Genomic DNA, 23,782 nt, shown 5'->3' with positions numbered 1-23,782 from the left:
TGCGTAAATGCAAATAGGGGTGTGGGTCTCCCACCAAGATTGCATTTCGCCATAGGGCAGATATTCATATCGCCATGGCGAAATGCAATCTTGCAACTTATACAAATCAGCATCCTGAGTTAATCATCTCGAAAATCAACATCGTCCGAATCGTCTGTATCTAGATCGTCATTTTCACCTTCTGAATCGTTGGATTCCGCATCTTTTGCTTCATTCTTTCGTTCATCTTCAATTTCTCTTTCAAACTGATCCTCTTGTTCTTTATCCTGACTTTTGGAATCCCTGAGACTAGCAAGCTCTTGAAGTTGCCTCGCTTCTTCTTGAGCTTGCCGGTCTAATTCCTCCAGCTTATTGAGGTCATATCCGAGGGTTTTAAAACGATAATGCCGTCCAGACTCATCCTCAACACCATAAACTTTACCACCTCTACTATACGAATTATACCCCGCGGATTTGAGCTCAGAAAGAAAATTATCAAGCGATTTTGATCGACTATAAACTGTCTGAACAGTTTCCAAAAGCTCTTGCTTTTGTGATAATTTTCCTTCACGATCCTGGAGCTTCTGCTCCGGATCTGTAAGCTGGAGTTTTTGTGATTTCCCATGAGCAGGCAGGCTATTTACAAGTTCAGGATATTTTACTTTTTGATACTCGTCCAAAGCGAGTTTCAATTCTCTGAATTCCTGCCTTGAAATTCTATTGGATTCACCGGTGATTAATTTGGTAGAGGACATAACTATATGAAGATGAATATGCTCTTTGTCATGATGGGATGAAGCCAAATAGATGTTATCCTTACCTCTTAGCTCAATATATTTTTTTGTTATGTCCTTTAATAAATCCTGATTGATTTGCTTTTTATCCTTGTTTGAAAAGGAGATAATGGTATGATGAAGCCGGATATTATCTTTTCGCCTATGCATTCTTAATTCAAAATTCTTGTCCAACTCTTTTGTCCAACCTTTAGTTGTCCGACTTCTTAAATTATGTTTTAGAATGGGTTTTTGCTTGGCATCTTTTTCCTGTTTGAAAAGATAATTTACTAATTGGCCGGTATTTGATCTTCTTGTGAGATTCTTTAGAATCATATTGAATTAATGTGTTCAATCAATACGTTTTTATTATTCGGATTTTTCAAAAAATGCTCTTTAATTAATGCTTCTAAAGACTTGGGATTATTTAATACCGGTAGTATTTCTCGTTCCAATTTAATAATGGCTTCCAAAATTGATCTACCTGATTTGAATTCAATACTATTTTCTTCTATTAATCCCTGAATTGAGTTGTATGTCATTGATAATTGTTGAGCAATTCTTTTTACTTCTTTTGAATCGGGCACAATGAAAATCTTGTTAATATATGCAAAACATGCTTTCTTAATAAATTGAGTACGAGAAAGTTTATGTCGCTTAGATTCATTGCTTATTTCTTTGAATTCATCCTGGGTAAATGAAATAGTAATTTCTTTCTCTGATTTGCGCTTAGCATTTCTCCACTTTCTTTTATACTCTCTCCAATACTCGGCTCTTACTTTTTGAATTTGATTATGTGTACCATTCTCAAGGATGCCACTGGAATTAAGAAAGGAAAATAAATTGCTCTTGTCATTAAGCTTTCTTTTTCTCATCCAAATGAATTAAGGGAGGAATATCAAATGGTAAATTATTAGAAGGCTCGTAAGGTGGAAGCATCGTTAATGAGTTTAGTTTCCAATCATTGTAATACGGCCTTAGCTTTGCATGAATCGGTGGCTTGTTTCCAATCAATACTATTGCTCGGTCTGACATTCTGATCTCATCTGCTGTCATCAATTGACGTATGTGTCGAACTTCATTTTCATCTTCATACTCAAACTTTCCGAGTGTAGTCTCCAATATTTTGCATGTTTCAATTGGTTGTCCTGGTAAATAAACTTTTGCATAACAATTTGCTGTGATGTTCTTTGCTTCATAAGATCCGTATACGTGTTCCAATTGATGATAATCCTGATAAATTAGAAGTATACCGCTATTATATTTCCGGATATTCGATATGGTTGTTGACAGACCTGGTAGATACATGGAAGAGGCTTCATCTAAAAGAAAAAATATGTTGGTTTCATTCTTTGTCGGAATGCGTACCAATAATTCGTTGAAGAATTGCTGAAAAAACAAGGATGATAAAGCACTATAATAGTGCATATCCGGAACTGAATTGTTTATAAACAAAGCTACCTTTTTAGTTCGAAATTCCGAAAAATCAATAGTATCAATTGAAGTTATACTTGCAACTGTTTCGTCTGTGAATAGAGTTAATGATGCTTTGGCTGTAGCGAGTATTGATGACAGGGTCTTGTCTCCATATGCAACAAAAGCTTTGTATTCGGATAACATTTTTTCATCCTTTGCTATAACTATTAACCTGTCCATCTTCTCTGGATTGCCTGCGAATACATTTATCAAATGCAAAACATTGTATAAAGTCCTGAATTCTGGTTCAGCATAAAAAATCAAATACCGGATGAATAGAGATATAATGGCCTCGGCACTTTTGTTCCAGAACGGATCTTTAGAATCACCTAATGCATTTCTGACAAGAAGTGATGCAAGCTTCTGAATATCTGAAATAGTCTGACAGCGTTTTAATGGGTTAAAACATTCGGAATTAAGACTGTTATAATTTATCACTCTTATCTCATATCCGAGTTCGATAAGAGCACCACTGACCAATAATCGTATTTCATGGCTTGGGTCATTAAAGATTAAACTTGAATTACCTTTTGCCATTAGTAAAGCACTATTGATCAATATTGTGGAGCTCTTACCAGAACCGGAGCCACCCAAGGCAATTGCGTTTTTATAACTTTCAGAAATTGAAAGACAATATTCACCAGTTAAGCAGAATCCTTTATCCTGCTTTCTCATAATTTCATGAGGCGGAAAAAATACGGCATCAAATTCTGTTTTCCGTTCCTGATCAAACAATGCAGAAATGAATTCGAACAAACCACTTATTATTGCAGACAGTACTTCAAATACAATCTCAAAAACAAATCCAATAACCCTAATCATCTACTTACCATTTTATAAATTAATTCTCCGGTCTTGATTAATATCGAGCCTAGTATCTTACATGAAAAAGCAAACAGTAATGATGCAAGTTTGAAAGCAGTTATAATTAAGGTCTTGGACAATTCTAGGACTCTTTGAACAATTGGATTTGTCATAGGCTTAATTTAAATTTCCACTTACATTAACAATTGCTCCTTTAGACTCAAATAGTTTCTTATAGAAATCAGATACTAACTCAAATCTCTCGCTATCCCATTTATTAACTGGCTTGTATATGATGTATATAGAAATACCTTTTAAATCGGCAACAGGATATTTATCTGTTAAAAGCTTTTCAATCTCATTTTGATTATTCCTAATCCTCTCAATATTGCTGGAATTAGTAAAATCAATAAATGAATTTTCCATGAGATCTGAATTAATAATAAGTATTTTCTTATCTGCTTTCGACTTATTTAAATGATTCAATTCTTCACTAAGTATTTTAAAAATCACAGATCCACTTCGCCTGGTTCTACCTTTTTTTAAAAGTTGTAAACTTGAATCGATGGAAGAGTAGAACTTCTTTAATTCACTACGTCTTTGATATTCATTTCCCAGTGCTGATGATGCCACCCTTTCAATTTTATGGCATTCCACAGTATTAAATCCATTTTCAGTGATTGGCTGTATTCGAACCACCTCACCATTAAATACATTGTCATTCAGACTAGAAATGATTTTGTATTCATTGATAGATATATGAGTAAATGTTTCCTCAGTTAGATCAAGTATTATGATAGTTTCCGAAGTTAAAGTCTTACAAGAAGACTGACCAATAAAAAAGATTAAAATAAATATTACACTATGCAAGTTTTGTTTCATTATTTAAATTTTTATTTAGCAATATTCTTCCATTTTTCAATTCATGCTCTTTTAAGCACGTTGCATGCTGTAGTTCCTTTTCTTTCTCCAAGGACATTAATAGACCTTCCTTGTATTTTTTAAATGCCTCAAGCTTTTGTTTATTCTCATTGACTTTACTTTCCTCAATTTGAAGGGCTTTATCCAATTCTGCATTTTGGTGTTTTAATTGTAATATTTGATTCTTTTTATCATTTAATTCATTAAACTCAAGCACCTGTTCTCTTGTGGGCAATTTTGTTGAAGCGAGGAGTAAGGCTATTATAAAGAAGAAATCATTGAACAACATCCAAAGAATTGGTGAATTAGAAAATGTTGAGCCATCATCAGAAAATACCTGTCTTTGCATTCCTAAGTAAAAGAAAACTGCACTAGCTCCTATAAATCCAACTGCAAACCAAATTGCTTTTTCTTTTAATGTTTTGGCAAATCTAATTTTGGATCCTAGAATATGTGCTCCGAAGGCTAGACCAATTGCAACTGCCAATGCCAAAATTATTGCAACTAATAGATTGCTAACTAAAACTTGCAAACTAGAATAATTGGCCATAGCATCAATAGAACAAAGTGAAAGGATTGCAATTTTGATCCATTTGTAATTCTTCCAATCATAAGAGAGCTTAGTCCGTTTAACATCAACTTCCAGAGTCCCTATTTTCTTTTGATTTGCATCTTGTTTGGATTTTGTAATTTCTTTTAACTCCTCAATAATTGTTTGAGAAATTTCTTCAGTTAGTTTTTCAATCTCAGGATTGAGTCTCTGGTTTACATGTTCTTTCAATACTTCGAAGAAAGCAGTGATTTCTAGAAGCAGTAGGTTAATAGTCAAAATACCTTGAGATATTGCTATATCAATATCTTGATGAGCTTTAGCTTTAATCTTTTGGATTTCAGCTGCGATAAAATTTTCGAGTTCTTCAACTCGTAGACCAAATTGAAATGTGTAAATTTCATTTTTCATAAACTAAGTTTTATTTGTTAAGAAATTGATTGCTGGGGCCATAGATTATTTGGTCTGGGACTTCGTTGGAAGTGCCAGAAAAATAATCGCGAAATACAGAATTTAGCTTTAAATGTCGACAAGAAGATATCTCATTAAACTTTCTCAAGGAAGTTGTAAAGGCTTCGTTTGAGGATAGTTGATTTAAGGATGGATCTGTCAATCCTTTGGATGAGTAAAAATTATGAGGTATATTTTTCATATGGATAATTTTTTATTATTCATATGCCAATACCACCGTAATAGAAATGCCTTGACTTTTTATTTTAAAAAGTTCTATAATTACAACGAGTGCATTATATTTGCCTCAGTTCTTTTGTCATCGGGTTATTTTCAACGGTTGGCCGATTGACAAAATATAAAGGCCGGTACTACTTTGTGGTGCTGGCTTTTTTTTATTTCATTTCAATTATTTATTTTGTTTATTTATAAATGCAAAAAGCCCGTTCAAAAACTGAACAGGCCTTTTTATACTTGGAATGTTTTTAGCAATATTTAAATCGAAAGCAACATTGTTTCCTTTATATTTTTTCGAGTTTTTTTGTTCAAAGAATACTGCAATTCTTTGTATTGGTATTTTGGGATTAATTTTTAAAGGACATTTCAAATAAATACTTGAAATGCCCTTATTCGAGCAGGAATCATCTGGTGGATCACCCTTATTGTTAGATCTTCTTGCAATGATAAAAAATATTAACTTCATACTAATAAGAGGCAACGTTTAAATGAAATGCTGCCTAATATTTGCAAATAATTAACATTCTCTTTATTTATGTATAAGTATTAATTAAATATTTAAAATATTATTTCACAATTTATTTAATATCAATAATTTTTATATTTTAATATAAAAGAATAATTGATTACTTTAATATATAAAATAATTTAATTATGTAAGGAAATTCATTTACAGTTGAATTTTTAAGCCATTTAAACTGATCAATTCTGGAAAAAGCTTAATCATGTCATGCAAAAAAGCGGTGCAATAATAAAATGTTTTTTAGGATTATTTACTTATTTGGATAAATGGAAATTAAAATTCCCTTCAAAACTTACGCCTTGAAGGGAATTAAACTATTTATATAATTTCTTAATACTGCTTAGCCCACCAATTTCGCAGATCCTGTACTTAATATGTAATCCACAGCTTTCTGTGCTTCCGCAGAAACTTTGAAAATCAATCTTGAATCCTCTTCAAGAACCTTGAGCCAACCTGCCAAATAAGATGCATTATTCTCAACTATTGAATCATAATTGATTTGGCAATAACTTGAAATGAAAGAAGCACCCATTTCGGCAACCAATTCTTCCTTGCTATAAGATATAGTTCCAAATCCGGAAAAATCCATTACCTCAGTCCTTGCCAGCCTGGATGAATGTCCAGTGGCATGGATTAACTCATGAAAGTAAGTGGCATAGTAATGTTCCGAAGTCTCAAACTGTCTGATTGCAGGCATGTTAATGCAGTCTTGAGAAGGGGAATAAAAGGCTCGATTTGCGTCAATTTGCCTCAAATCTGGAGGGTTAGGCATATTCTTAATGATTTCCTCACATCTGGCTATTTTCTCATTATCTATTAGTTTTACCTCCGGAAACCGGCTATCCTCTATCTCAATACCTTCAATGTCTTCGACATTAAAAACATTGTAATAACGAATGAATCTCAATATCCTAATATCTTTACCTTTTAGGTATTTGGCATTAGCGACAGCCGGCACAAGAGTATTATCATCACTATCCTTGTAATACACCTTAAAGTATATGACTTTGTATGCATCACTTCCTTTCTTTAAACCTCCGCCAAGTTTTTTAACTTGATTGAAAGTCATGAAATATGGGATAGGATGTCCAGTATTATTCATTAGAATGTAATTGATACCGGAATACAATCTGCCGGATAAATAATTACGAGCTAACCCGAAGGTGCTCCATGTTTTCCTCCAAGGAGCTACACCTTGTTCAATCATGGTGATAATTCTGTTTGTCACCTCATCATATAGTGAGAAATTAGTAGATTGTTGAACCTTGTGTTCTGTTGTAGATTTCATTGCAATAAATTTTAAAAGTGAAAAATGAATTACCTAGAGTAGTCCTTCATCTGCGAAGGAATAAAATCCAGAATGTGGTGCAAGTATGATGTGATCTATTAGCTGAATGTCATGGAGTTTTCCAATCTCTTTCAACTTTCTAGTCAACTCAATATCTTGGGTGCTTGGTTTACAAGAACCTGAAGGATGGTTATGCCCAGCAATAATTCCTACAGCAAGCCCTTTCAATGCAGTGGCAAATAAAATCCGTGGATCAGCGACTGTTCCAGTCAATCCGCCACGACTTAGTCGCAATAGGCCTTTTACATAATTAGCTCGGTTAAGGAACAACACATTGAATTCCTCAACCAATTCCATGTCATCACCCCAATTTATCCGGAATATCTTTTCTGCATCCGAAGAATTATTAATTCTTGGATGATTATCAATTGGTAAATTGGATTGATACTTAACCTTTACTTCCGCAACTTGTAAAAGTAGAGGTATTTGGCTTTCGCCTTTTTGATTTTTCATTCTTAGTGGTTTAAATTGTTAAAGAATAATTCCAAACCAGTGTATTCTTATTCATCAATAAGACCAAGACAGCAGAAATTGCCGATTTGGTAATTTTATTCTAACAAACTGTTTATTAATTGATTGTATTTTAATTGCCTATAAATTAAAATGCATTATATTTATACAATATTTTTAAATTTCTAAAGAACAAACTATATTGGCAGAAGCTTTGTTTGGCTTTGAAGGAAGTCGATAAAATGCTATACTAGATTCATATAAGAAAAGGCAAAATCAACCATTATATTCATAAAGAACCATGTCAAACAACAAGGAAGCCAAAGCAAGAATTAAAATCAATAAACTCCTTGAAGATGCCGGATGGATTTTTTTTATCTTGAAAACTCACAAGTCCATATTGCCCTTGATCCCAATGTCAAATTATTTTCTGAGAAATTAAAAACCCCCAATAGAGAACTTTTAAAATAAATTTATGGCACAAGTATTTAAAACAACAGATTACACAATTGGAAAACTTATAGAAGATATTGAAATTGGTGATATTGCCTTACCAGACTTGCAACGACCTTTTGTTTGGTCAAAAAATATCTCAAAGGTCAGAGACTTATTTGATTCTATCTATAGGGGGTATCCTATAGGGTATTTATTATTTTGGGAAAATGCTAATAGGACTGATTATAAGAATATTGGTTTTGAAGAAAAGAAAAGAAAAATACCTAGATTTTTAATTATTGACGGGCAACAAAGACTTACTGCGCTTTTTGCGGTAATGAAAAATCAAGAAATAATGACCGTTGACTATGAACATAAAAAAGTAAAAATTGCATTTAGGCCTTTTGATTCTAATTTTAAAGTAGCTGATGCGGCTACAGACAATGATCCTGAATTTATTCCTGACTTGTCTTCACTTTGGGCAGGAGATGGAGATTTTGCTATTATAAGTAATTTTATAGAAAAACTTAAAGAAAAAAGAGAACTTAGCAAAGAAGATGAAAAGATAATTTCAGCTAATATTCAATCTTTAATTAACATAAACAAATATCCACTAACGGCCTTAGAGATAGCCCCTAATCTGGAAGAAGAAATTGTTTCTGATATTTTTGTGAGAATTAATAGTGCGGGTGTGAGTTTAACTCAAGCTGACTTTATACTTACTCTTCTCTCGGTCTATTGGGAGGAGGGACGAAAAGATATTGAAGAGTTTTGTAGAGAATCTCGTAGGGTACCAGAAAAAGAAAAACGATTTTCTTCTTTTAATTACCTTATAAGACCTGATCCTGACGATATGCTTCGTGTACTAGTTGGGCTTACTTTTCATCGTGCAAAGATGAAAGATGTTTACTCAATTATTCGCGGACGCGACATGGAAACTGGTGAATTTTCAGAAGAAAATAGAACGCTGCAGTTTAATAAACTAAAATTGAATTTGCCAACAATTCTTGATAATACTAATTGGCAAAGCTTTTTGAAAGTATTAATAGGTGGTGGTTACAAAGACGAAGAGCTGATTTCTTCAAAAAGTGCCGTTTTGTATAGTTACATCCTCTTTCTTATTGGCAAACAAAATTTTAAGACTCAAAATCACGAACTTCAAAGAATCATCGGACGCTGGTTTGTGATGTCTTCTCTTACAGGTAGATATTCTTCATCACCTGAAACTGCTTTTGAAAAAGACCTTAACAAAATCAAGGAATTTAATATCGACGGCTTCACATCCGGACTTGAAAAAATAATTAGTGAAAATCTTACAAGTGATTTTTGGGATATTACACTTGTTAGCCAAATGGAAACTTCATCGGCTCGCAGCCCCGAAGCTAACGCTTTTTATGCCTCGCTATGCAAATTGGGCTCACCTGTATTATTCTCCCGCAAATTAGTTGGAGATTTATATGATCCATCATTGAAAATCAAAAAGAAACGATTGGAGAGACATCATATTTTCCCTCGCAATTATCTTATTTCAAAGTACGGATTTGATAGAAATAAAGATAAGGCAAAAATCAATCAAATCGCCAATCTGACTTTTTTGGAATTTGAAGATAATATTGAAATTAGCGACGAAAAGCCAAGTGACTATTTTGCTATGGTGCAAAAGCGATTTACTGATAATGAATTAAGCGAAATGCTTAAACAACACGCTATCCCAGAAAATTTTTATCAGCTTGAATATAACCAATTTTTGCATGAAAGAAGAAAGCTAATGACCGGAATTATTAAAAGGGCTTTTAATAAGATATAACTATGTCAAATGTAGTCAATAAACTTAATAAAGAGAATGAGATAAATGAAACCTTTTCCTATGGCGTAATTTATGTATACTCTATTCCAGATGAACAACATAAGGGTCGTTTGAAGATCGGTAGTGCGACTACAAGCTCTACTAATCCAACACAAAAGGAAATTGATTTAGCCTCAAATAATCGCATAGAACAACAGACAAAAACCGCCGATATTTCATATAAACTCGAATATTCGGGGCTAGCAATTACTAACGATAATAAATATTTTTCTGATCATGATGTACATGAAGTTCTTAAACGTTCAGGCTATAAGCGGAAATCAGAAAATATTAAGAATGTACATTCTGAGTGGTTTGAGGTTAGTTTAGAAGTGGCAAAGAAAGCTATTCAAGCAGTAAAAGAAGGCCGTAAATCACTAACAACTGAAGAAAGAACTACACCTAAAGTTTCTCAATTTCCGTTTCGTCCAAACCAGCTCGATGCCATTGATAAAACTACCAAAGCTATCAAAAAAAATCGTAAACATTTTCTTTGGAACGCAAAAATGCGTTTCGGTAAAACTTCCGCGGCAATGCAGGTAGCAAAAGAAAATAACATGCAGAAAGTTCTTATTGTTACTCATCGCCCTAGCGTGAGTGTAGACTGGAAAAATGATTTCGATCAAGTCTTGGCAAGTGCAAATTACGAATACTCTTCCAAGACGGAAGGAGAGGATATTAAGACACTTGTTAAAGGTCACAAGTCTTTCGTTTACTTTGCATCACTACAAGATTTACGCCTATCGAAACGAGTAGTGGAAGACGGATCTGCAGGATCTCAAGCTAGAGGTTTTGATAAAAACGAAGAAGTTTTTGATACCACTTGGGATATGCTTATTGTTGATGAGGCTCATGAAGGAACGCAAAGCAACCTTGGTGATGCAACTTTTTTAAAAATACCGAGGGATTTTACGCTTCAACTTTCTGGGACACCATTCAATATTTTACATAAACACGAAGAAGAAGATATATACACGTGGGATTATGTTATGGAGCAAGAAGCAAAACTTAGCTGGGATGAAAAAAATCCAGGAATACCAAACCCTTATGCTGAACTGCCCGCGCTTAGCATATTTACCTATGACATAGATACGTTTGCCAACCATATAGGTAGCATTGGTGAAAATTTCCACGATGCCTTAGATGGTGCTTTTAAATTTCATGAGTTTTTTCGTGTACACAAAGATGATGAAGGTAATGATACGGCTGAGTTTGTGCACGAGTCAATGGTTAAAAAATTCTTAGATCTACTGACTGACGATACATTACCTACAAAGTTTCCATATGCCACAGAAGAATATCGTAACTATAACAAACACTCCCTCTGGCTATTGCCAAATCGTGTCAAAGTTATTGAAGCAATGGCAAAGCTTCTTAAAGATCACTCGATTTTTGGTTCTAATCAATTTGGAATCGTAAATATTTCTGGAGATAGTCGTGATGATGAGGAAGACAAAGACGCCAAGGATCGCGTTACTAGGGCAATTAAAGATCATGACTATACAATTACATTGACGGGTCAGCGTCTCACAACTGGTGCATCTATTCCTGAATGGACAGCGGTCTTTATGATGTCTGACACTAACTCTGCAACTACTTATTTGCAAACATCATTTCGATGCCAAACACCAGCGAAAATAGACGGTAAACTAAAAACGCAAGGTTACGTATTTGATTTTGCACCGGATCGCACCTTGAAACTTGTCGCTGAAGCTATTGAGCTAAACCACAAATCTGGAAAAATAAATTCACCAGAGCAAAAAGATGCAATGAGAGAATTTCTAAATTTTTGTCCTATTCTTGCATCAAAGGGCGGAGTAATGAAGCCATATGATGTTGAAGCAATGCTTGGCCAGCTCAAAAGGGCAATTATTGAACGTGTTAGTCGTAACGGCTTTGATGATCCAAAACTATACAACGATGAATTATTAAAACTCAGTGAACTAGATATAGCAAAGTTTAATGAACTCAAAAATATTGTTGGAAAATCTTCTAGTGAAAAAGTGAATGAAATAAAGATTAACGAACTCGGAATGGATGAGCTTCAGATGCAAAAAGCAGAAGAAGCCGAGCGTCAGAAAAAACAAGAGCTAACAGTAGAACAAAAGGAGGCTTTGAAAAAATTAAAAGAAGCTCGTGACCAAAAGAAATCTGCTATTAGCATATTAAGAGCAGTTAGTATCCGTATGCCTATGTTGGTGTATGGCGCGAACGTGTCAATACGAGAGAATATAACATTACAAAGGTTTATTGATCTTGTTGATGAAGAATCATGGCAAGAGTTTATGCCTGCTGGCCTGACGAAAGAAGGCTTTCGGGAATTTACTAAATACTACGATGAAGATGTTTTTAAAGGTGTCACTCACAGCATCCGCGCCAAAGCTTTTGATTGCGACGATCTATTGCCGACAGATCGAATACAGGCGATCGCAGAAATATTTAAAACATTCAAGAATCCTGACAAAGAAACAGTGCTAACGCCATGGAATGTTGTAAACAAGCATTTGACAGTCGCTTTTGGTGGCTATGACTTCTGTAATGACTTTAGAGATAGAAAAACTGGAAAACCGGAATGGAAAAGTAAAGACGTTTATACAAGTATATGGTCACAGGATGACACAAAGATACTAGAGATAAATTCAAAATCTGGTTTATATCCATTGCTTGCTGCTTACAACGTGTACTCAAGACAGCTAGTAAAAATAAAAAAACCCGAAGAGAAAGTGGCGCAAAAGATATGGGCAGAGGTGCTGAAAGATAACATTTATGTACTATGTAAAAGTCCTATGGCGCAAAGTATTACATGCCGAACATTAGCAGGATACAATAAGAATTTTAAAACAAATATTATCCATATTGAAGATTTAATTAAAAAACTTCAGCAAAAAGAAAATTATAAAGATTATAACCTGAAAGTCGAATTATTAGAGAAATTTAATTTAACAAATAAAAATATGAAATTTACAGCCGTTGTAGGAAATCCGCCATATCAGGTAACTACTGATACTAATTTTGCCACACCTGTATATCATCTGTTCTTTGAAGCAGCCAAGAGTCTAGACCCTGATTACTTAAGTTTAATTCATCCTGCACGATTTTTGTTTAACGCTGGTGCCACACCCAAAGAATGGAATAAGCAAATGCTCAACGATCAGCATCTGAGCGTACCGGTTTATGAACCAAACTCGCAAAAGATATTTTCTGGTGTTGATATAAAAGGTGGTGTTTGTATTACGCTTTGGAATAAAAACAATCCAAGTGGTGGGCTTGGAGGATTATTTGTAGGACATGTAGAACTTGTAAGTATTTTAGCAAAGACAAAAACAGGTGGATTCGAGAATATTATTCTTCCTCAAACTAAAACAAATAAGCCAATAGACAAACTATTTCCAACAGAGGTACGTATACGACCTAACTATTTTGAAAAGTTTCCTGATATTTTTAAGGTCAAGAAGGATACAATTTACACCATAAAGATAGTTGGCTTAGAAAAAGGAAACAAGAGAGCTGAGCGTTATATAAAAAGTGAATTAATTGCTGATCAAAATATTAAAAATTGGAAAGTATTTATACCAAAATCAAATGGTAGTGGTGCTATTGGTGAAGTTATAAGCACACCCCTAATAGGGGAACCCCTTACAGGGTGTACTGGTTCATTTATCCAAATTGGTTCATTTAACAGTGAATCTGAAGCAAATAACTGCATGAAGTATATCAAGACAAAATTTTGTCGAGTTATGCTAGGCACTCTTAAGGTCACACAAGATAATCCGAAAAGTACTTGGAAAAACGTGCCTCTACAAGCTTTTACAAATAAATCCGATATTGATTGGTCAAAATCAATTCCTGAAATAGATAAACAGCTTTATAAGAAATATGGTTTGGATAAAAACGAAATTGACTTCATTGAAACACACGTGAAGGCTATGAAATAGATTATGAATACATCGACGAAGAATATTGATATACTCGAAAATACATTACTTCGAACTGGCAATTTGCTTGATATTTTACTGACTGATCGAACGACAAAGAAGAATATTCTCTGGGCAACTGATTCTTATGAAAAATACGGCAAAGAGTTTTCGCCAAAATTACGTATTAAACCAGCATTAGTGACTGGTAAATTTGGTCTACTTATACAACCGCGGGCTGTTAAGAGTTTTGAAGAACAGCGTAGACGTACTAAGGATAAGGCTGAAGTTTTTACTCCATTGAAAACTGTAAATCAAATAAATAAATCAGTAGAAAATCGTTTAATCAATATAAATAATTGGCAAGAGTACATTCATGAAATTAAATTGGAAATTACCTGTGGTGAAGCGCCGTTTATTGTGAGTCGTTATAGTCCAACTTTGCATACACGTAAATTTATTGATTTAAATAAACGTGTTGGTTTTTTAGATAAAAAATTAAAAGTAGTATCAAAGTATTGCAAAGTTAAAAAAGAATGGATATTTTGGGCAAAAGAAGCATTTAAGGCAAGTTATGGTTATGATTGGCAGGGTGATAATGTGCTAATTGCACGCGAGAATTTACTATATACATTTATCGATTATTACAAGGAAAAGTTTAAACTACAACCGACTCTCAAGACGAAAGAGGAATTAGCAGAAATTATAAGCTGGAACATTTTCCAAATGGACGGCCTAAAATATGTAGTGCCTATGTCATGTCATCATGAAACGAGAGTTATTCCTGGGGAACAAACACTTTTTGAAAAAATACCAGATAGAGTGGAAATAAACGAATGTGAAGGATGTAAATACAATCGGCCAAATAAGCACAACGGAATGTATGTCAATATTATGGATTGGAGTAAGAATAAAATTATAAGGTTTGCAGATCTTATAAAATAAGAAAAAATAATTTTATGCCCGAATTTTACAGAGAAATATAAGTAATTATATATATAAATAGTTAAGATAAAACCATATCAGAACCTATGACAACGCATCAAAAATAGCTGTGTTCCTATCCTCAGTAGTGCAAAGCATACCTTTCTTCGGTCAATTTGCTCAAATATGAATTCTTAAAGAAGCCCTATTGTAATATTTAAATAAACATCTATTATAACATAATTGGCTGTTTATCAGCATATTAATTAATTATTTTAAGAACTTGACAAAATAATCATATTATATTGGAACCTTATACGTAGTTGCTTCGTTGTATAAAATGGTATAAAATATGTTTTACCATGATAGAATTTTTAAGCGAATCAGATAAAAGGGTATATGCATTAATACGAAGCCGATTGATAAATGGCTTGGAAACCCCTAAATTAAGGGAGATTAATGAGATTACAGGTAAATCCTCCCCTCGATCCGCAGTATTGGCTCTTGATCGATTGGAAACTGCGGGATTAATAACCAGAATTGGAGGTAATAAAATTCGTTTGAACAACGAGCTTTTAAGAACCAGTCTAACTATTTCTACAGTAATGGTTCCCCTTGTTGGGTCAATTGCTGCAGGTATTCCAATATTGGCAAAGCAAAACGTCGAAGCTCAAATTCCAATTTCGACGGTAATAGCTAAGCCTGGTAATAAATATTTTCTCTTACGAGTTGTAGGTGATTCAATGAATGAAGCTATAATTAAAGGAGAAAGGATTGAAGATGGTTGCCTTCTTTTAGTTCAACAGCAATTCACCGCAGAAAACGGACAGATAGTTGTTGCTCTCATAAATGAAGAAGCAACTGTTAAAGTATTCGAAAAAAAGAATCAGTTAGTGATTCTCAGGCCGAAATCTAATAACCAAATTCATACCCCTATAGTATTATCAGAAAATTGTTTGATTCAAGGAGTAGTTGTCGCAATACTTCCATCGGATCTTTATTAATTAATTATTAAAATATAAATTATGAGCAAATCAACTCGCAACTCTGGAAAAGCATGGACTTCACAAGAAGTTAAGCAATTAAAAACACTGGTAAAGGAAAACACGCCTACCCGTGTTATCGGATTAAAATTGGGAAGAACTCCCGACTCAATATATACAAAATCAAGTGCAGAGAATATTTCTCTAAAACCAACAAATCAGTCTCCTTACAATCGAAAGAAATAATTACACACATTCTACAATAATATTCCCAAAACAAAATGACACACACTACTAATTCTGAAATTATAAATAGTACAGCGTTCAAAATCCTTTCAATTGATGGAGGAGGAATAAAGGGCATTTACGTAGCCCAATTACTATCTCAGATTGAGAAGAAAATCGGTCAACCAATTGGAGAATATTTTGATATGATTGCGGGGACGTCGACTGGTGGTCTAATAGCTTTAGCAATAACAAATAAAGTTCCTTGTGAGCAAATTTCAAGATTCTATGAAGACTCTGGCCCATTAATTTTCCCACAAGGAAGCTTTTTATCCAAAACCATTCAATGGTTCAAACAGGTTTTTTCATCTGTTAAATACGAAAATGTTGAATTAATAAAGGCATTAAAGAGCGTAATTCCTGAAGGAAAAAACATGGATTCCGCCAACCACCTATTATGTATTCCGGCATTCAATATTACAATGGGTAGACCTACAGTTTTCAAAAAACCTTTTAATAGCTATATACGCGACGGACGATTTAGTATGATAGATATCGGACTAGCAACCTCAGCAGCACCAACTTATTTTCCTTCTATATTAATCGAAAATAATCAATATGTTGATGGTGGTATATTTGCTAACAACCCTTCAATGATAGCCTATACCGAAGCAGTAGATCATTTCTTAAACAAAACACATGCAATAGACGGACAAAATTTTAATTATAATGGGATACATCTTTTATCAATTGGATTGCCTGATGAACCAATAGGCTTGCCCACAGGAACAAAATCAAGGCGCTCCTTTTTAGGATGGAAAGACATGCTTATAAAATCTGCAATGGCCGGTACCGATTATATTGCCAACTACCAAGTAGACAAACTGCTAAATACTACTCCAAATTCTAAGTATTATAGAATAAATCCACAAGCTTTATCTAATAAACAGCTTAAACATGTGCGAATGGACAATTCATCAAAGAGGGCCATAAGAACTCTTATTTCCTATGGTCAAGAAGCAGGAGATATTTATACTAGTACAAAATGGAATGATATTGAAGCTTTTTTTACTAACACAAAAACTTATAAATTTTAAAATTATGGCAAATTGCAATAAAGAATTTATAAATTATGATGAGAACATCTCTATTCCAACTTCCAAAAGGGAACGAATGAGCGATTCAAGAGAATCATCTAGATCTAAGATCATTAAACATTTTAAAGAACATCATCCTGGTTATGATCCAACCTTTTGGATTCAAGGTAGCCATAAAAATGGTTTAAATATTCGTACCCAAGATGATAATTGTGATCAGGATGACGGAATTCATTTCAATCGCGAACCTAAAGATTCTGTAGATGGAACAACATTGCAAAAATGGGTTTTTGACGCAGTTAAGTACGATACAACAGAGGGCGCAGAGCATAGAAACAAATGCATTCGCAAGAAGTATAAGGAAAACGAAATGGGTAAATATCATATTGATTATCCTTTGTATTATCAAACGGAGAGCATGGCACACCCATTACTGGCAGTAAAAAATTCACCATTGGAGCTTAGTGATCCGAAAGAGTTTACCGAATGGTTATTAAATCAAAAGGATGATGAAGGTCAACTTGTTAGAAATATTAAATACACAAAAGGTTGGTGCGATTATATTGGTTTGAAACAACCAATGCCAAAAGGAATAACGATGACAGTTCTTGTTGCAAAAAATATTTCTTTTCAAAAAAGTCGTGATGATATTTCTTTATACAACACTTTAGTTAACATAAGAAAAGTTTTAAATATAAAGTGTGAATGTATAATGCCTACTACTCCTTATGATGATCTTTTGAGTTCTTATGATCAGCAATTCAAATCAAATTTTTTAAAAGTTCTGGATGATTTTATTGGAGATGCATACAAAGCCTTAAATGAATCTTCTCAGCAAAATGCTTGTGAATTATGGAAAAAGCATTTAGGTACTAGGTTCCCAGTAACCAAAGTAAGCATAGGAAACAAAACTGCTTTAGCAGGATTAGTCGGAAGTAACAAGCCATATTTTTATGATCGAGGATCGTTTTTATAAAGACTTCATAAAGGCCAAAGTGCATTTTCCAGAAATTGAATATGAAATATTAAAGAATCATGCATTTAAGTATAAACTTTTAGGGAATTTTAAGATTGTTGATGATGAAGGAACTTTATGGGGTGAATTCAAAACGGCAATTTATTTTAAAAGCAACTACCCTTTAGGCTTTGCGTCCTTACAAGAAGTATCTGAAAAAATACCCCGGGAAGATAAAAGGCATATTAATAGAGATGGCGTTTGTTGTTTTTGTGATCCTCTTAAACAAATTGAAATGGAAATGAAACCATTTTCAATTTATGATTTTATTAAAGAATATACAATTCCATTCTTCGCCAATCAAATATATTATGAACATTTTGGTGAGTTTAAAAATGGAGATTATAGTCATGGAGAAGAAGGAATATGGGAAACACTTGAAGAAGAATTTGGCACTAAGAATAGAACTGAAATTAAATCAAAACTTGAATATATAAATAGTAAACCAGGAAGAAATAGCTTGTGTTATTGCGGTAGTAATCTTAAACTAAAACATTGTCATTGGGAAATGGCTAATCAAATTCGTAAGCTATCGAAAAAGCTTTAGATCTTTTGAGTTTTATGAGAAATTTTAGTTTAGGACTTAAGGTTTGCTTCATCATTATTTTCATCGCTGTTGCTTATTCATTAAGAAAAAACCAACTCATAGCCAAGGATAATGCATCAAAAATTGCCATATTCCTATCCTCACTCATCCAAAGTTTTCTTTCTCTTGGTCGTTTAGGTTCAAGCTCAGTAAATTCAGAAAGTAGAAATTGAGCAATCTCATACTTTGTAGTCTTTCCAAATCCCTCAAACACATCCCTGATTTGATCACGGGTGTATTGAACAACTGAGAGTTTTTCTGATTCGGCAAAAGCAATAATTTTATTGATTAGTTTTTTAGTGCGCCTGCCGACTCTTGAGCTTTTACCATCTGGATCAAGTGTAATAACAAGAGTTGGTTGGAAATACTTAAAGCATTTTTTAATTCTTTCCAATACCTTTCGATTGCTTATTGGATTGATTCGGACGGCTCCAAAATCAATTAACTTTCTCGCATTTTCCAAATACACAAATCCAAATCCATTGGCATTTGGATAAATGGCACAGATGATTTTCATTTTTTCTGTTGATGTTTTCATAGAGTACTTATATTTTTTAATCTAATAATGGCTTGTTCAAGAAATTTAATTTTAGAGGTATTCTTTAATGTTATTTGATCTTCTTTTTCTAGCTTTCTAATTCGTTCTTTCATCCGTTCGATTAATCTAGGCAACATAACTTGAGATTCCAGTATAAAAAAGTCTTCGATAGGAGTATCAAAAATGTGATGGTAAACAAGTAGAATCTCTGTAGTAGGCTCTCTTTGACCTTTTTCATATCTGGAAATACTTGAGATATCTTGCATTCCGGAAATAGAAAGCATGTCCTCTTGTTGTAAAGGTGATCGCTTGCGATATACTTTTAAATAATTTGGGATATTTGACATATATAAAAAATGGGCACCAGGAATAATAATCCTGATGCCCTAAGTATATTTTTAATTATCGACCATTCGTAGACGGCATTAATTGCCATTTCGGCAAATTTTTTCGCCCACGCTCCATGTTTTGTGGAAATACTATTAGATTTTAAGCCTCCATTTATGGTTATTTCATATTGATGATAATTAAATTGATATAATAGGCGCCTTCGCACCTGAAGTAGCCCAAAATCAGCGAAAATTGAAGGGCATCGCAGATTGCAAACCAACGGTGCCAAGGCACCGTCAATAAATTCACGTATTCCATTTAAAATTATTGAAATAATCTAGAAAGAGATAATAGCTTATCACCGATCAGTTTTTTGTAGAATTTTACTTGATATTCGTTGCATAGATTATATCAATTCCATATCGAATGTCTATTGTTTAAAATCCTAAAAGTGGTTGATACTTCGATTTCTCAATTATTTCTCTAATAGTTCCAGTAGTATTTTGCCGTTTTGGCAAACTGCTTCCTTTTGTTATATTTTCTTTTGAATAGTTTCTTTTGTTATATGCACTATTGTGCACTAGTCTAATATCACTTTGTGCACTAGTTGATGTCGCAAAGTGCATTGGATTTAATAATCGAAGAAAATTAAATATCTCCTTAAAATTCATGAAGGATACTCAAAAATTAAAATATTTAACAAATATTTAACTATATTTTTTAAATGAATATTGATTGAATTGGGTTATTTTAATTGAAATCTGTGGAAAGCATTATTTAATTAATAAACCTTTAAAATAACTGAGTATGAAAGAGTCTTTTTTGAAATTCTATTTAATTGCACTTACTCTATTTGTTATTTCATGTAATCAATCCGATTTTGAAGATTTACCCGATTCAAAAATCTATAGTGAGGATCAAGCTATCTTATATGATGACATTTCTTATGTTGGTAATGATACTCAATTGGGAAAATACTTGGAAGATATTGTCAGTCAAATTAGAGATTTTAAAAGAGCAAATCCTTCCGTTAGCGACAAGGGTATTAATTTATTTACTGAAAAGGTTATAAAGAGCATTAATTTAAATAGAAATGATTTAAATTCAAGAGCTTATACAGATATGGATGGCTACCTTAGTTCTAAATTAAATGCGAAAGAGCTTGCTCTTTATAATTCAAATAAATCTAAAGCATTGCTATGTATGTTTAATGGTAAGCTAGCCATATCTTATGCTGCAAGTAATTATGTAGATGCTGTATTGCATAACGGAAATGGAGACGCATTTAGACATACTTTATGGAATTTTGGAATGACTATTGATGTTGGTAGTACATTTGCAAAAACTTGGAGTGATGCCCATGAATATGGTACAATAGGTCAACCATCAATAGAAAGAACTATGGACTTGTTTAATAATAGTGTTGGTATACAATTAGGTAAAGATTATCCATATACCATTTTACATAGCACTTTTATTTCAAAATCTAAAGAGAAGGCAAGAAGTGGAAAATTATATATTATCAAACAAAACAAGCTATATTGGTCAAATTCTTATGGTGAAAAATAATTTTAAATATTTTTATATTTTATTTTTTTTAGTACTTGTCGTTTTAGCATGTACAAAATTATTTGAAAGTAAAAATTATTTGACAATAGAAAACCATAAGCAAAAGGTTGTAAGCAATGTAAGACTCGAATATTCAAATGGTGATTCCATTAATATTGGCAAATTAGATCCGGCTTCAGAATTTAAAATAAAACTCTCTCAATCTGTAAATGAAAACTCAATAAATTTAGTTTATACTGATGAGAATAATATTGTTAAAAATGTGCTTGTTGTTCCATATTTTGTTTTAGCAGAAAATTTAAACTACAACTATAAAATTGAGTAATTGAGTTAATTTAAAACCGAAGTAATGCATTATACTTTGAGTGATCAATTAATTCCTCAATAGTACCAGCAGTATTTGGCCTTATTGGCAAGTCATTTCCTTTTGTTAGTTTTTCTTTTGAATGCTTTCTATTTTTATATCCACCTTTGTAGACTAGTTTTGTATCACTTTGTGCACTAGTTGATGTCGCAAAGTGCATTGGATTAAGTGAATAGAGCAAAATAGGTTGGCCCCGTCGTTCCAGCGAATTTTGAACCAAGTTGTGTTTTCGGTCATAAATGTTAATTAAGTTCTTGCTTGAGAGCATTTTGAGCGTTTTAGATATGATCCTCCTTGATAGTCCAGTCTTAGTTCTAAACTGACTTTGGGTGATCCTGTCTTTAACCTTTCTTTTTCCTGTAGATTGATCAACCCATCCATTGGTTTGACGAATGATAACAAGCAGAATCTTTAATTCGGATTCAGTTAGATTGGGAAGGTGAGTGTCCAACAGTATATTTGGTACTTGTGTGTGTTTAAATATCATAGTAGTTCATCTAAGTTAATATCGGAATCATTTTCTTTGTCTTTAAATTCGCAATACTTGAGAATTAAATCCAGTAATCCTTGCATTCTTTCTCGAAGTGCCGGATCATCTAGCATCTCTCGAGGCAAGCTATTGGATTTTAAATATTCTGGTAAATAATCTTGAAATGTGTTAGGATAGTCAAATGTGCAGGTCGAATTATGCTGAGTTAATAGGGAACTCTGTTCACAAAAACAAATTGCCAATTCGGCAAGTTTTGACCGAGGAGTTTCCCGTTTAAGCTCACCTGATGTTAAATTTGGTCGATTTGCTATCTCATAAAACGGAGATTGCATTGTCAACATTAGGTTTTTACCTTGAAGCGTTAAGTCCGAGGTGATGAATTTTAAAATTTTTCTTTTTTCTTCATTAGTTGCAATAATGAATGATTTTTTAATGTCTTTTAGGAGTCCGAGGAAATTTTTAGCTTTTTTGAAAATTACTTCTTTCTGACTTTCAAAGTGTCCTTCATTTCTTTTTAATTCCAGTTGTTCAATCATAATTTGTCCCTTTTTATCTTCAAACTGTTCTTTATCAATTACACTTTCTAAATATGCATCTGTAAGTCGTTCTAATTTCAAGGCTAATTTTTTACCCTGCATTTGCAAAGACTCTTCTAAACCTTTTTGTGTTTCAGTCCAGTTAACTTGAGCTTGAATCAATAGCTCATTCAAGACGTCATTTTCAATCTGATGAAATTTTATTTGTTGAAGGGTTTTATGTATTAATTCATATATCAATTCTTCACGAATCGACTTTGTTTGGCAATCTTTTGTCTGACAACGATAATATGTGTGTTTTTTTCTTGTTTCCGCGATAAGTGAATATTTACATTCAGTACATTTTATTCGACGACTGAATACAAAATCATGTTTAATTATTCGTGTATTAGTTTTACCTTTCAGAATATTCTGAACTTCCATAAACAATCTTGGCGAAATGAGTGGTTCATGTTTCCCCTGAAATGATTTTCCTTTTATTTTCATAACCCCAGTATAAAATGGATTATGAAGAATCAGTGCCATTCCGGTTATATGAATAAAATTTCCTCGTGAGTTTCTTAATCCTAATTTGCGCATTGTTTCAGTTAAAGATTCTAAATTGTATTTACCGCTAGCATATAACTCAAAAGCTTTTTTAATTAAAGGTCCGCGTATTTTGTCTATTAATTTTATTTGCCCACCCCCATTATTTATATATCCAATTGGGGCATAGAATGGATATAGACCTTGCTTTAAACGCCCGTATAGGCCTTTAATAGCCTCTTCACGAAGATTTCTGATGTAATCGGTAGCTAATGCTACTAGCATATCGGCTGTAAGACGACCAGCCCTTGTATTCATATCAAGACTTTCATGTGCAAAATGCAATTCAGAACCGGAAGCAATTAAATCATCGATAGATGCCCAATCTCTGTAATTGCGAGTACCCCGATCAATTTTATGGAATATTACTCCGTTGGCTTTTCTTTCTTTCAATAGCTTCATCATATTGTTAAATAGCGGTCTGCCTTGTTTGGCCGCTGTTTCCTGTTCTTCGAACCATTCGATAATATTCAATGAGTGTCTTTCCGCATATCTAATGATCGCTTCCTTCTGTTCTTGAAGCGATACACCTGAACCTTGTTTGACGGTTGATACCCGTATATATCCATAAACATTTTTCATAATTACATTTCTATTTTAGCATTTACATTAAGTGATCGTCAAAATCATCAAGCGTTTTACCTTCAAATTCTAGGCGGTCAGCTATTTCCTTTATAACCAGTAAAAATTCTCGAAAATTCTGCTCCAAATCCAAGAGTTCATCTTCCATCTTCTCTTTGCAGAGTTCACGGATGAATTGAATTGTATTTGTTTCTTTGATTTTATTGTCCATACAACAATCTTAAATGTTCTAACTTAAAAATGTAGAGGGTA

24 protein-coding genes are annotated in these 23,782 nt (G+C 33.3%); 10 read left to right on the top strand and 14 right to left on the bottom strand.

From position 1 onward, the window contains the following. Positions 1 to 119: 119 nt before the first annotated feature. The 9 genes from IPJ53_13455 to IPJ53_13415 form a co-directional block, all read right to left on the bottom strand. Positions 120 to 1,088, bottom strand: coding sequence for a relaxase/mobilization nuclease domain-containing protein (locus tag IPJ53_13455; protein ID MBK7800103.1), 969 nt, complete (start codon positions 1,086 to 1,088; stop codon positions 120 to 122). After that, a complete protein-coding gene (locus tag IPJ53_13450; protein ID MBK7800102.1) occupies positions 1,085 to 1,627 on the bottom strand; it encodes a hypothetical protein in 543 nt (180 codons plus the stop codon). The genes IPJ53_13455 and IPJ53_13450 overlap by 4 nt, the downstream gene beginning before the upstream one ends. Further along, positions 1,608 to 3,050, bottom strand: coding sequence for a type IV secretory system conjugative DNA transfer family protein (locus tag IPJ53_13445; GenBank protein ID MBK7800101.1), 1,443 nt, complete (start codon positions 3,048 to 3,050; stop codon positions 1,608 to 1,610). Before IPJ53_13445 ends, IPJ53_13450 begins: the two co-directional genes overlap by 20 nt. Before the next feature lie 159 nt (positions 3,051 to 3,209). After that, the gene (locus tag IPJ53_13440; GenBank protein ID MBK7800100.1) at positions 3,210 to 3,914 is read right to left on the bottom strand and encodes a hypothetical protein; all 705 of its coding nucleotides are present in this window, start codon (positions 3,912 to 3,914) and stop codon (positions 3,210 to 3,212) included. Then, entirely contained in the window at positions 3,895 to 4,914 is a 1,020-nt protein-coding gene (locus tag IPJ53_13435) for a hypothetical protein (GenBank protein MBK7800099.1), read from the bottom strand. Before IPJ53_13435 ends, IPJ53_13440 begins: the two co-directional genes overlap by 20 nt. A gap of 10 nt (positions 4,915 to 4,924) precedes the next feature. Then, positions 4,925 to 5,155 (bottom strand): hypothetical protein, encoded by a 231-nt coding sequence (locus tag IPJ53_13430; protein MBK7800098.1) that lies wholly within the window; start codon positions 5,153 to 5,155, stop codon positions 4,925 to 4,927. A 207-nt stretch (positions 5,156 to 5,362) separates the two neighbouring features. Further along, complete coding sequence (locus IPJ53_13425; protein MBK7800097.1) at positions 5,363 to 5,656, bottom strand: hypothetical protein; 294 nt, start codon at positions 5,654 to 5,656, stop codon at positions 5,363 to 5,365. 397 nt (positions 5,657 to 6,053) lie between these two features. Beyond that, positions 6,054 to 7,001 carry a DUF1738 domain-containing protein gene (locus IPJ53_13420; GenBank protein ID MBK7800096.1) on the bottom strand — a complete coding sequence of 316 codons (948 nt, stop codon included), beginning with the start codon at positions 6,999 to 7,001 and terminating at the stop codon, positions 6,054 to 6,056. 33 nt (positions 7,002 to 7,034) lie between these two features. Further along, positions 7,035 to 7,514, bottom strand: coding sequence for a JAB domain-containing protein (locus IPJ53_13415; protein MBK7800095.1), 480 nt, complete (start codon positions 7,512 to 7,514; stop codon positions 7,035 to 7,037). 472 nt (positions 7,515 to 7,986) lie between these two features. Here IPJ53_13415 and IPJ53_13410 point away from each other — a divergent pair, with 472 nt between their 5' ends. The 8 genes from IPJ53_13410 to IPJ53_13375 all read left to right on the top strand — a co-directional run bounded on the left by IPJ53_13410 (position 7,987) and on the right by IPJ53_13375 (position 18,497). Further along, the gene (locus IPJ53_13410) at positions 7,987 to 9,753 is read left to right on the top strand and encodes a DUF262 domain-containing protein (protein ID MBK7800094.1); all 1,767 of its coding nucleotides are present in this window, start codon (positions 7,987 to 7,989) and stop codon (positions 9,751 to 9,753) included. A gap of 2 nt (positions 9,754 to 9,755) precedes the next feature. Further along, positions 9,756 to 13,727 carry an Eco57I restriction-modification methylase domain-containing protein gene (locus IPJ53_13405; protein MBK7800093.1) on the top strand — a complete coding sequence of 1,324 codons (3,972 nt, stop codon included), beginning with the start codon at positions 9,756 to 9,758 and terminating at the stop codon, positions 13,725 to 13,727. Positions 13,728 to 13,730: 3 nt separating this feature from the next. After that, the gene (locus tag IPJ53_13400; GenBank protein ID MBK7800092.1) at positions 13,731 to 14,651 is read left to right on the top strand and encodes a restriction endonuclease subunit M; all 921 of its coding nucleotides are present in this window, start codon (positions 13,731 to 13,733) and stop codon (positions 14,649 to 14,651) included. Between the two features lie 341 nt (positions 14,652 to 14,992). After that, on the top strand, positions 14,993 to 15,634 hold the full coding sequence (gene lexA, locus IPJ53_13395) for a repressor LexA (protein MBK7800091.1): 642 nt from the start codon (positions 14,993 to 14,995) through the stop codon (positions 15,632 to 15,634). Positions 15,635 to 15,655: 21 nt separating this feature from the next. Further along, a complete protein-coding gene (locus tag IPJ53_13390) occupies positions 15,656 to 15,859 on the top strand; it encodes a hypothetical protein (protein ID MBK7800090.1) in 204 nt (67 codons plus the stop codon). 35 nt (positions 15,860 to 15,894) lie between these two features. Continuing rightward, positions 15,895 to 16,935 carry a patatin-like phospholipase family protein gene (locus tag IPJ53_13385; protein ID MBK7800089.1) on the top strand — a complete coding sequence of 347 codons (1,041 nt, stop codon included), beginning with the start codon at positions 15,895 to 15,897 and terminating at the stop codon, positions 16,933 to 16,935. A 4-nt stretch (positions 16,936 to 16,939) separates the two neighbouring features. Next, positions 16,940 to 17,911 (top strand): hypothetical protein, encoded by a 972-nt coding sequence (locus IPJ53_13380; protein MBK7800088.1) that lies wholly within the window; start codon positions 16,940 to 16,942, stop codon positions 17,909 to 17,911. Then, positions 17,889 to 18,497, top strand: coding sequence for an SEC-C domain-containing protein (locus tag IPJ53_13375; GenBank protein MBK7800087.1), 609 nt, complete (start codon positions 17,889 to 17,891; stop codon positions 18,495 to 18,497). The genes IPJ53_13380 and IPJ53_13375 overlap by 23 nt, the downstream gene beginning before the upstream one ends. Before the next feature lie 73 nt (positions 18,498 to 18,570). On the opposite strand, the gene IPJ53_13370 is transcribed toward IPJ53_13375, so the two are convergent. After that, positions 18,571 to 19,074 carry a hypothetical protein gene (locus tag IPJ53_13370; protein ID MBK7800086.1) on the bottom strand — a complete coding sequence of 168 codons (504 nt, stop codon included), beginning with the start codon at positions 19,072 to 19,074 and terminating at the stop codon, positions 18,571 to 18,573. Beyond that, a complete protein-coding gene (locus tag IPJ53_13365) occupies positions 19,071 to 19,421 on the bottom strand; it encodes a helix-turn-helix transcriptional regulator (protein MBK7800085.1) in 351 nt (116 codons plus the stop codon). Before IPJ53_13365 ends, IPJ53_13370 begins: the two co-directional genes overlap by 4 nt. Before the next feature lie 790 nt (positions 19,422 to 20,211). On the opposite strand from IPJ53_13365, the gene IPJ53_13360 reads away from it, so the two are divergent. Next, entirely contained in the window at positions 20,212 to 20,973 is a 762-nt protein-coding gene (locus IPJ53_13360; protein ID MBK7800084.1) for a hypothetical protein, read from the top strand. Then, positions 20,963 to 21,298, top strand: coding sequence for a hypothetical protein (locus IPJ53_13355; protein MBK7800083.1), 336 nt, complete (start codon positions 20,963 to 20,965; stop codon positions 21,296 to 21,298). The genes IPJ53_13360 and IPJ53_13355 overlap by 11 nt, the downstream gene beginning before the upstream one ends. Before the next feature lie 10 nt (positions 21,299 to 21,308). On the opposite strand, the gene IPJ53_13350 is transcribed toward IPJ53_13355, so the two are convergent. Genes IPJ53_13350 through IPJ53_13340 form a run of 3 tightly spaced genes read right to left on the bottom strand, consistent with a single transcriptional unit; the run spans position 21,309 to position 23,741 of the window. Then, positions 21,309 to 21,824, bottom strand: coding sequence for a replication protein (locus IPJ53_13350; protein ID MBK7800082.1), 516 nt, complete (start codon positions 21,822 to 21,824; stop codon positions 21,309 to 21,311). Then, complete coding sequence (locus IPJ53_13345) at positions 21,821 to 23,530, bottom strand: recombinase family protein (protein MBK7800081.1); 1,710 nt, start codon at positions 23,528 to 23,530, stop codon at positions 21,821 to 21,823. Before IPJ53_13345 ends, IPJ53_13350 begins: the two co-directional genes overlap by 4 nt. A gap of 22 nt (positions 23,531 to 23,552) precedes the next feature. Beyond that, the gene (locus IPJ53_13340; GenBank protein ID MBK7800080.1) at positions 23,553 to 23,741 is read right to left on the bottom strand and encodes a hypothetical protein; all 189 of its coding nucleotides are present in this window, start codon (positions 23,739 to 23,741) and stop codon (positions 23,553 to 23,555) included. Between the last annotated feature and the right edge of the window lie 41 nt (positions 23,742 to 23,782).

Source organism: Candidatus Vicinibacter affinis, from assembly GCA_016714365.1.
Lineage (GTDB): Bacteria > Bacteroidota > Bacteroidia > Chitinophagales > Saprospiraceae > Vicinibacter > Vicinibacter affinis.
This window is presented reverse-complemented; position numbering and strand designations above follow the sequence as displayed.

What these genes read in the sequence shown, in the direction of transcription:
- IPJ53_13455 (MBK7800103.1), bottom strand. Translation starts at nt 1,088, where the DNA reads ATGATTCTAAAGAATCTCACAAGAAGATCAAATACCGGCCAATTAGTA.
- IPJ53_13450 (MBK7800102.1), bottom strand. Translation starts at nt 1,627, where the DNA reads ATGAGAAAAAGAAAGCTTAATGACAAGAGCAATTTATTTTCCTTTCTT.
- IPJ53_13445 (MBK7800101.1), bottom strand. Translation starts at nt 3,050, where the DNA reads ATGATTAGGGTTATTGGATTTGTTTTTGAGATTGTATTTGAAGTACTG.
- IPJ53_13440 (MBK7800100.1), bottom strand. Translation starts at nt 3,914, where the DNA reads ATGAAACAAAACTTGCATAGTGTAATATTTATTTTAATCTTTTTTATT.
- IPJ53_13435 (MBK7800099.1), bottom strand. Translation starts at nt 4,914, where the DNA reads ATGAAAAATGAAATTTACACATTTCAATTTGGTCTACGAGTTGAAGAA.
- IPJ53_13430 (MBK7800098.1), bottom strand. Translation starts at nt 5,155, where the DNA reads ATGAAAAATATACCTCATAATTTTTACTCATCCAAAGGATTGACAGAT.
- IPJ53_13425 (MBK7800097.1), bottom strand. Translation starts at nt 5,656, where the DNA reads ATGAAGTTAATATTTTTTATCATTGCAAGAAGATCTAACAATAAGGGT.
- IPJ53_13420 (MBK7800096.1), bottom strand. Translation starts at nt 7,001, where the DNA reads ATGAAATCTACAACAGAACACAAGGTTCAACAATCTACTAATTTCTCA.
- IPJ53_13415 (MBK7800095.1), bottom strand. Translation starts at nt 7,514, where the DNA reads ATGAAAAATCAAAAAGGCGAAAGCCAAATACCTCTACTTTTACAAGTT.
- IPJ53_13410 (MBK7800094.1), top strand. Translation starts at nt 7,987, where the DNA reads ATGGCACAAGTATTTAAAACAACAGATTACACAATTGGAAAACTTATA.
- IPJ53_13405 (MBK7800093.1), top strand. Translation starts at nt 9,756, where the DNA reads ATGTCAAATGTAGTCAATAAACTTAATAAAGAGAATGAGATAAATGAA.
- IPJ53_13400 (MBK7800092.1), top strand. Translation starts at nt 13,731, where the DNA reads ATGAATACATCGACGAAGAATATTGATATACTCGAAAATACATTACTT.
- lexA (MBK7800091.1), top strand. Translation starts at nt 14,993, where the DNA reads ATGATAGAATTTTTAAGCGAATCAGATAAAAGGGTATATGCATTAATA.
- IPJ53_13390 (MBK7800090.1), top strand. Translation starts at nt 15,656, where the DNA reads ATGAGCAAATCAACTCGCAACTCTGGAAAAGCATGGACTTCACAAGAA.
- IPJ53_13385 (MBK7800089.1), top strand. Translation starts at nt 15,895, where the DNA reads ATGACACACACTACTAATTCTGAAATTATAAATAGTACAGCGTTCAAA.
- IPJ53_13380 (MBK7800088.1), top strand. Translation starts at nt 16,940, where the DNA reads ATGGCAAATTGCAATAAAGAATTTATAAATTATGATGAGAACATCTCT.
- IPJ53_13375 (MBK7800087.1), top strand. Translation starts at nt 17,889, where the DNA reads ATGATCGAGGATCGTTTTTATAAAGACTTCATAAAGGCCAAAGTGCAT.
- IPJ53_13370 (MBK7800086.1), bottom strand. Translation starts at nt 19,074, where the DNA reads ATGAAAACATCAACAGAAAAAATGAAAATCATCTGTGCCATTTATCCA.
- IPJ53_13365 (MBK7800085.1), bottom strand. Translation starts at nt 19,421, where the DNA reads ATGTCAAATATCCCAAATTATTTAAAAGTATATCGCAAGCGATCACCT.
- IPJ53_13360 (MBK7800084.1), top strand. Translation starts at nt 20,212, where the DNA reads ATGAAAGAGTCTTTTTTGAAATTCTATTTAATTGCACTTACTCTATTT.
- IPJ53_13350 (MBK7800082.1), bottom strand. Translation starts at nt 21,824, where the DNA reads ATGATATTTAAACACACACAAGTACCAAATATACTGTTGGACACTCAC.
- IPJ53_13345 (MBK7800081.1), bottom strand. Translation starts at nt 23,530, where the DNA reads ATGAAAAATGTTTATGGATATATACGGGTATCAACCGTCAAACAAGGT.
- IPJ53_13340 (MBK7800080.1), bottom strand. Translation starts at nt 23,741, where the DNA reads ATGGACAATAAAATCAAAGAAACAAATACAATTCAATTCATCCGTGAA.